1 protein-coding gene is annotated in these 553 nt (G+C 64.6%); it reads right to left on the bottom strand.

Translation table 11 applies throughout. From position 1 onward, the window contains the following. A partial coding sequence (locus JNK74_29870) for a sulfatase-like hydrolase/transferase (GenBank protein MBL7650378.1) occupies nt 1–553 on the bottom strand: 553 nt, incomplete at both ends.

Below are 553 nucleotides of genomic sequence, written 5' to 3'. Positions count from 1 at the left end.
CCAATCGGGCAGCTCCTTGGGCTTGGGGGCGAGCTTCGTGCCGGGCGGAACCACGCCCAGTGCAATCTGCTTGGCCAACGTCTGCTCGCGCAGTTTGTTCCAACCCATGTCGAACTTGCCGCGATACTTGTCGATCCACTCGCGCGGCGCGTGATGGGGCGCGTGTGTGGCGCCGGTCGCAAAGTACATCATGAACGGCTTGTCAGGCGTGAGCGCTTGTTGCGTGCGCATCCAGGCGATGGCCCGATCGGTCATGTCGGTCGTGAAGTGATAGTGCGCATCGTTCGCCGGCTTGCGCATGGGAACCGTGCCGTGAAAGATCAGCGGATCCCATTGGTTCGTCTCGCCGCCAATGAAGCCGTAGAACTCGTCAAAGCCCGAGTGCGTGGGCCAGCGCGCGAGCGGGCCACTGACGCTGACTTCCCAGGGGGGCGTCTCGTGATACTTGCCGAAGGCAGCGGTCGAAAAGCCGTTGAGCCGCAGCACCTCGGCCATCGGCGTGATGGCGAGCGGCCGCACACCGGTGTTGCCCGGAAAGGCGGTGGCCAGCTCC

Source organism: Candidatus Hydrogenedentota bacterium (assembly GCA_016791475.1).
In the GTDB taxonomy this organism is placed as follows: Bacteria; Hydrogenedentota; Hydrogenedentia; order Hydrogenedentales; family JAEUWI01; genus JAEUWI01.
Note: the sequence above shows the minus strand (reverse complement) of the source record. Positions and strands in the feature narration are given on the sequence as shown.